Below are 5,473 nucleotides of genomic sequence, written 5' to 3' on the forward strand. Positions count from 1 at the left end.
GCCCGGCGGCGCCTCACCCTGCCCACTTGACAGGAAACCGCTACATATCAGTCGAGGATCGCGTCCACGAAGGCCTCGGGGTCGAACGGCGCGAGGTCGTCCGGGCCCTCGCCGAGCCCGACGAGCTTGACCGGCACCCCGAGGGCCCGCTGCACGGCGACGACGATGCCGCCCTTCGCGGTGCCGTCGAGCTTGGTGAGGACGATGCCGGTGATGCCGACGACCTCGGCGAACACCTCGGCCTGCCTCATGCCGTTCTGGCCGGTCGTCGCGTCGAGGACGAGGAGCACCTCGTCGACGGGGCTCTGCTTCTCGATGACCCGCTTGACCTTGCCGAGCTCGTCCATGAGGCCGACCTTGTTCTGCAGCCGGCCGGCGGTGTCGACGAGCACGACGTCGGCCTCCATCTCGGCGGCCGTCCGGACGGCGTCGAAGGCCACGGCGGCGGGGTCGGCACCCTCGCGGTCCGACCGGACCGTCGGCACCCCGACGCGTCCGCCCCAGGTCTCGAGCTGGTCGGCGGCGGCGGCACGGAAGGTGTCGGCGGCGCCGAGGACGACGTCCTTGTCCTCGGCGACGAGCACCCGGGCGAGCTTGCCGACGGTGGTCGTCTTGCCGGTGCCGTTGACCCCGACGACGAGGATGCACGCCGGCCGGTCGCCGACGCGCTCGTCCGCGAGCGAACGGTCCATCGAGGGATCGACGAGGCGGAGCAGCTCCTCGCGCAGCATCGCGCGGACCGACGCCTCGTCGCCGGCGCCGTCGACGGCGACCCGGGTGCGCAGGACCTCGACGAGCTCGGTGCTCGCCTGCACCCCGAGGTCGGCGGCGAGGAGGGTGTCCTCGACCTCCTCCCACGCCGCGTCGTCGAGGCGGCCACCGGCGAGGAGGGTGAGCAGGCCCCGGCCGATCGCGGTGTTGGAGCGGGCCAGCCGGGCCCGCAGCCGCCGCAGCCGCCCGGCGGGCGCCTCGGGCGTCTCGACGGTCGGGGCAGGCGCCGGCGCCGGGGCCGGTGGGGCCAGCGGGTCGTCGTCGACGACCTCCCCGGGGTGCTCGATCGTGCCGATCGCGCCGTCCGGGGCGAGGTCGGCGTCGGCGGGTCCGGGGGTGCCCGGGACCTCGGGCTGCTCACGCGTCTCGAGCTCCCGCTCGGCGGTGCCGCCGCGCCCGCGGAGCAGGCCGAGGACGACCCCTCCGACGACGAGGAGGACGGCGACGGCGATGCCCACGTAGGTCCAGATCGACTCGTTCACCCGGTCATCCTGTCAAGCGCGGGGGGCGGGACCCAACTCGGGCGTGCGTTCAGAAGATGCGCACGCGCTCCTCCTCCGGCACCCACATCCCGTCGCCGGGCGCGGTGCCGAAGGCCTCGTGGAACTCGGTGAGGTTGCGGACCGCGTTGGCACGCAGGTCCATCGGGCTGTGCGGGTCGATCGCGAGGAGCCGCTCGGCCTCGGCCGTGCGTGCCTTGCCCCGCCAGATCTGCGCCCAGCCGAGGAAGAACCGCTGCGCGCCGCTCAGGCCGTCGAGCTCGGGGGCCGGCTCGTCGCCGAGGGAGATCCGGTAGGCCGCGTAGCCGATGGTCAGGCCGCCGAGGTCGCCGATGTTCTCGCCGACGGTCAGCGCGCCGTTGACCGGCGTGCCGGGCGCGTCGCGCGACTCGAGCACCGAGAACTGGCCGATCAGGGCGTCCGCGAGCGCCTGGAACCGGGTGCGGTCCTCGGTGGTCCACCAGTCGCGCAGCTCGCCACGGCCGTCGAACTGCGAGCCCTGGTCGTCGAAGCCGTGGCCGATCTCGTGGCCGATGACCGCGCCGATGCCGCCGTAGTTGGCGGCGTCGTCGGCCTCGACGTCGAAGAACGGCGGCTGGAGGATGGCCGCGGGGAAGACGATCTCGTTCATCCCGGGGTTGTAGTAGGCGTTGACCGTCTGCGGCGTCATGAACCACTCGTCGCGGTCGACCGGGCCGCCGAGCTTGGCGAGGTTGCGGTCGGTCTCGAAGGCGTTCGCGCGCCGGACGTTGCCGAGCAGGTCGCGGGCGTCGACGGTGAGCGCCGTGTAGTCGCGCCAGGTGTCCGGGTAGCCGATCTTCGGCGTGAACGCCTCGAGCTTGGCCAGCGCCTCGCGCCGGGTCGCCTCCCCCATCCACGGCACCGAGGACAGGCTGCGGCGGAAGGCCTCGACGAGGTTGTCGACGAGGTGGAGCATCGCCTCCTTGGCGTGCGGCGGGAAGTGCTCCTCGACGTACAGCTGCCCGACGGCCTCGCCGAGGGCGCCCTCGACGAGGGTCACCGCGCGCTTCCACCGGGCCCGTAGCTGCGGCACCCCGGAGAGCGTGCGGCCGTAGAGGTCGAAGTTCTCCTCGACGAACGGCGAGGACAGGTACGGCGCGTGCGCGTGGACGACGTGCCAGGCGAGCCAGTCGCGCCACGCCTCGACCGGCTCCTCGGCGAGCGCCTCGGCCAGGGCCCGCAGGTAGTCGGGCTGGCGGACGACGACGGCACCGAAGGTGCGCGCCGGGGCCTGCATCCCCTCGAGGAAGGCGGTCCAGTCGATGCCGGGGGCGAGGGCCTCGAGGCCGGCACGGTCGACGAGGGTGTAGGTCTTGACCGGGTCGCGGTTGGTCACCTTGTCCCAGTGCCCGGCCGCGAGCCGGGTCTCGAGCGCGACGACCCGCTCGGCGGCGCCCTGGGCGCCCGGGTGCCCGACGAGCTCGAGCATCCGGGCGACGTGCGGGGTGTAGGCCTCGAGGATGGCCGCGTGCTGCGGCTCGCGGTAGTACGACTCGTCCGGGAGCCCGAGGCCGGCCTGCTCGAGGTAGACGACGTAGCGGTCGGGGTCGCGGTCGTCGGTGTTGACGAACGGGATGACCGGACCGGGCACGCCGTCGCGGGCGAGCTCGCCGGGCAGGCGCATGAGGTCGGAGGCGTCGCGGACCCGCGAGACGCGCTCGAGGTCGTCGAGGACCGGTCCCGCGCCGAGTGCGTCGACCCGCTCCTCGTCCATGAAGCTCGAGTAGAGGTCACCGACCTTGGCGGCGACCGAGCCGTCGGTGGGCGCCCCGGCGGCGACCCGCTCGATGATGGTCCGCACGTGCTCCTCGGCGGCCTCGCGCAGCATGTCGAAGGTGCCGTAGCGCCCGCGGTCCTCCGGGATCTCGGTGCGCGCGACCCAGGTTCCGTTGGCGTGCGCGAACAGGTCGTCCTGGGGCCGCACCGTCTCGTCGACGGCGGACAACTCGATGCCGGACCTCATCGGGGTCGCTCCTTCACTCTCGGGGTTGGCCTCATTCGACCACACCCCGGCGGAGCGGTGCCGGGCGTCAGACGGTGACGGTGGCGCGGTCCGCGCCGGGCCCGGTGGCCGTGCCGCCGTCGGTCCCGGCGGCGCCCCGCTCACGCAGGCCCTCGAGGGCGGCCTGGCCGCGGTCGGTGAGCAGCTCCCGCCCGGCGCGGCGGGCGGGGACGGCCACGGCGGCGAGGACGGCGAGGGCGAGGGCGAGCAGGAGGAGCATCGTGAGGATCACCGCGACCATGGGCCCATTCTCGCGAGGCGGGGCGGGCGTGGCCAAATCGACACCTGTGACGGCACCCGACTAGGGTGACGCGCGTGACCGGTGTCGACACCGTGGCGGCCGAGCCGACCCCGCGCCCCCGGCGCCGGCGCCGACTGCCGTGGTTCTTCGAGGTGCTCGTCGTCCTCGTCGCGGTGGCCCTGGTCCAGGCCTTCGTCGCCAAGCCGTTCGGTGTCCCGTCGCAGTCGATGGAGGACACCCTCCACATCGGCGACCGCATCCTCGTCAACCGGCTCGACGAGCACGTCGACCGGGGTGACGTCGTCGTCTTCGGGCACGGCGCCACGTGGCAGGAGCGGCGCCTGCCCGCGTCGGGCAACCCGTTCGTGCGGGCGGCCCGGGCCGTCGGCGACGTCGTCGGCATCGGCCCGAGCAACACCGCCTACACGGTCAAGCGGGTCATCGGCCTGCCGGGCGAGCGGGTCGCCTGTTGCAGCGTCGACGGCCGGGTGACCGTCGACGACCAGCCGCTCAGCGAGCCGTACGTCGTCGAGGACCTCCCGTTCACGGCCGGCAGCCTCGACTGCTCGAGCTCGCCGCGCTCGACGCGCTGCTTCCCCGAGATCACGGTGCCGAAGGAGAACCTGCTGGTCCTCGGCGACCACCGTTCGCAGTCGGCCGACTCGGTCCTCGGCTGCCGCGGGTCGACCGAGGGCGGCGGGGAGTGCGCCCGCTTCGTGCCGATGGACCGGGTGGTCGGTCCGGTCGTCCTGCGGTTCTGGCCACCGGGCGACGTCGGCGGGATCCGGCACTGATGCGACTCCTCGTCCTCGGTGGCACCGCGTTCCTCGGCCGGGAGGTGGCCCGCGCCGGGCTCGCCCGCGGCCACGACGTCGTCTGCGTGGCGCGCGGTTCGTCGGGCCAGGTGGCCGACGGCGCGCGACTGGTCCGCGCGGACCGCGACGACCCGGCGGGCGGGCTCGGTGGCGTCGAGGACGAGCACTGGGACGCGGTCGTCGACGTCGCCCGCGACCCGGGGCAGGTACGGCGGGCCGTCGCGGCGCTGGCCGACCGCAGCGCCCACTGGGGGTTCGTCTCGACCGGCAACGTCTACGCCGACCACTCGGTCCCCGGGGCCGACGAGTCCACGCCCCTCCTCGAACCCCGCGACGTCGGCGGCGAGGACCCGGACGCCTACGGCGGCGCGAAGGTCGCCTGCGAGCGGGCGGTCCTCGACGCGCTCGGTGCGGACCGGGTGCTCGTTGCGCGGTCCGGGTTGATCGGCGGCCCGGGGGACACCTCGGGGCGCACCGGCTGGTACCCGTGGCGCTTCGCCCACCCGGCGGCCCCGGGACAGGTGCTGGTGCCGGACGACCCGTCCGCCCCGAGCCAGGTGCTCGACGTCCGCGACCTCGCCGACTGGCTCGTGCGCTGCGGTGAGGAGGGTGTCGCCGGGGTGGTCGACGCGGTCGGCCCGACGACGACGCTCGCCGACCTGCTCGCGGTCTCCCGCGAGGCCGCCGGGCCGGCCGCCACGGAGGTCGACGCGGTGGCCGCCGACCCGGCGTGGCTCTCCGAGCAGGGGGTCGACGCGTGGATGGGTCCCCGCTCGCTCCCCCTGTGGCTGCCGTTCCCCGAGTACGCCGGCTTCGCGGCCCGCCGCGGCGACGCGGCACATGGTCTCGGGCTGACCCACCGGCCGCTCGCGGAGACGTTGCGGGACACGCTGGCCTGGGAGGAGACGCGTCCGGCGGACCAGCCGCGCCGGACGGGCCTCGAGGACGACGACGAGCGCGCCCTCCTCGCCGCCTGGCACGCCCGACGAGGCCGCCCCTGACCCGCGGCTCCCCCGGGTTCCCAGGACAGCCCCGGCCCTCAGTGGGCCGCGTGGGCTGACTGTGAGTATCGACAGCGCAGCCTGATGGTGCTGGGCTGTGGTCGACCGCCTCGGGTGTGACT

5 protein-coding genes are annotated in these 5,473 nt (G+C 74.6%); 2 read left to right on the forward strand and 3 right to left on the reverse strand.

Annotated features, from left to right (window positions below):
- Positions 1-47 precede the first annotated feature (47 nt).
- The 3 genes from ftsY to PKA89_RS20145 all read right to left on the reverse strand — a co-directional run bounded on the left by ftsY (position 48) and on the right by PKA89_RS20145 (position 3,535).
- Positions 48-1,253, reverse strand: coding sequence for a signal recognition particle-docking protein FtsY (ftsY, locus tag PKA89_RS20135; RefSeq protein WP_324422633.1), 1,206 nt, complete (start codon positions 1,251-1,253; stop codon positions 48-50).
- Between the two features lie 49 nt (positions 1,254-1,302).
- Positions 1,303-3,255 carry a M13-type metalloendopeptidase gene (locus PKA89_RS20140; RefSeq protein WP_324422635.1) on the reverse strand — a complete coding sequence of 651 codons (1,953 nt, stop codon included), beginning with the start codon at positions 3,253-3,255 and terminating at the stop codon, positions 1,303-1,305.
- A gap of 67 nt (positions 3,256-3,322) precedes the next feature.
- Complete coding sequence (locus PKA89_RS20145; protein WP_324422637.1) at positions 3,323-3,535, reverse strand: hypothetical protein; 213 nt, start codon at positions 3,533-3,535, stop codon at positions 3,323-3,325.
- Positions 3,536-3,609: 74 nt separating this feature from the next.
- On the opposite strand from PKA89_RS20145, the gene lepB reads away from it, so the two are divergent.
- Both lepB and PKA89_RS20155 read left to right on the forward strand, forming a co-directional pair.
- Positions 3,610-4,329, forward strand: a complete 720-nt coding sequence (gene lepB / locus PKA89_RS20150) for a signal peptidase I (protein ID WP_324422639.1) — start codon at positions 3,610-3,612, stop codon at positions 4,327-4,329.
- A complete protein-coding gene (locus PKA89_RS20155) occupies positions 4,329-5,351 on the forward strand; it encodes an NAD-dependent epimerase/dehydratase family protein (protein WP_324422641.1) in 1,023 nt (340 codons plus the stop codon). Before lepB ends, PKA89_RS20155 begins: the two co-directional genes overlap by 1 nt.
- Positions 5,352-5,473 lie beyond the last annotated feature (122 nt).

It is taken from the genome of Phycicoccus sp. (assembly GCF_035325325.1).
In the GTDB taxonomy this organism is placed as follows: Bacteria; Actinomycetota; Actinomycetes; order Actinomycetales; family Dermatophilaceae; genus Phycicoccus.

What these genes read in the sequence shown, in the direction of transcription:
- PKA89_RS20145 (WP_324422637.1), bottom strand. Translation starts at nt 3,535, where the DNA reads ATGGTCGCGGTGATCCTCACGATGCTCCTCCTGCTCGCCCTCGCCCTC.
- PKA89_RS20140 (WP_324422635.1), bottom strand. Translation starts at nt 3,255, where the DNA reads ATGAGGTCCGGCATCGAGTTGTCCGCCGTCGACGAGACGGTGCGGCCC.
- PKA89_RS20155 (WP_324422641.1), top strand. Translation starts at nt 4,329, where the DNA reads ATGCGACTCCTCGTCCTCGGTGGCACCGCGTTCCTCGGCCGGGAGGTG.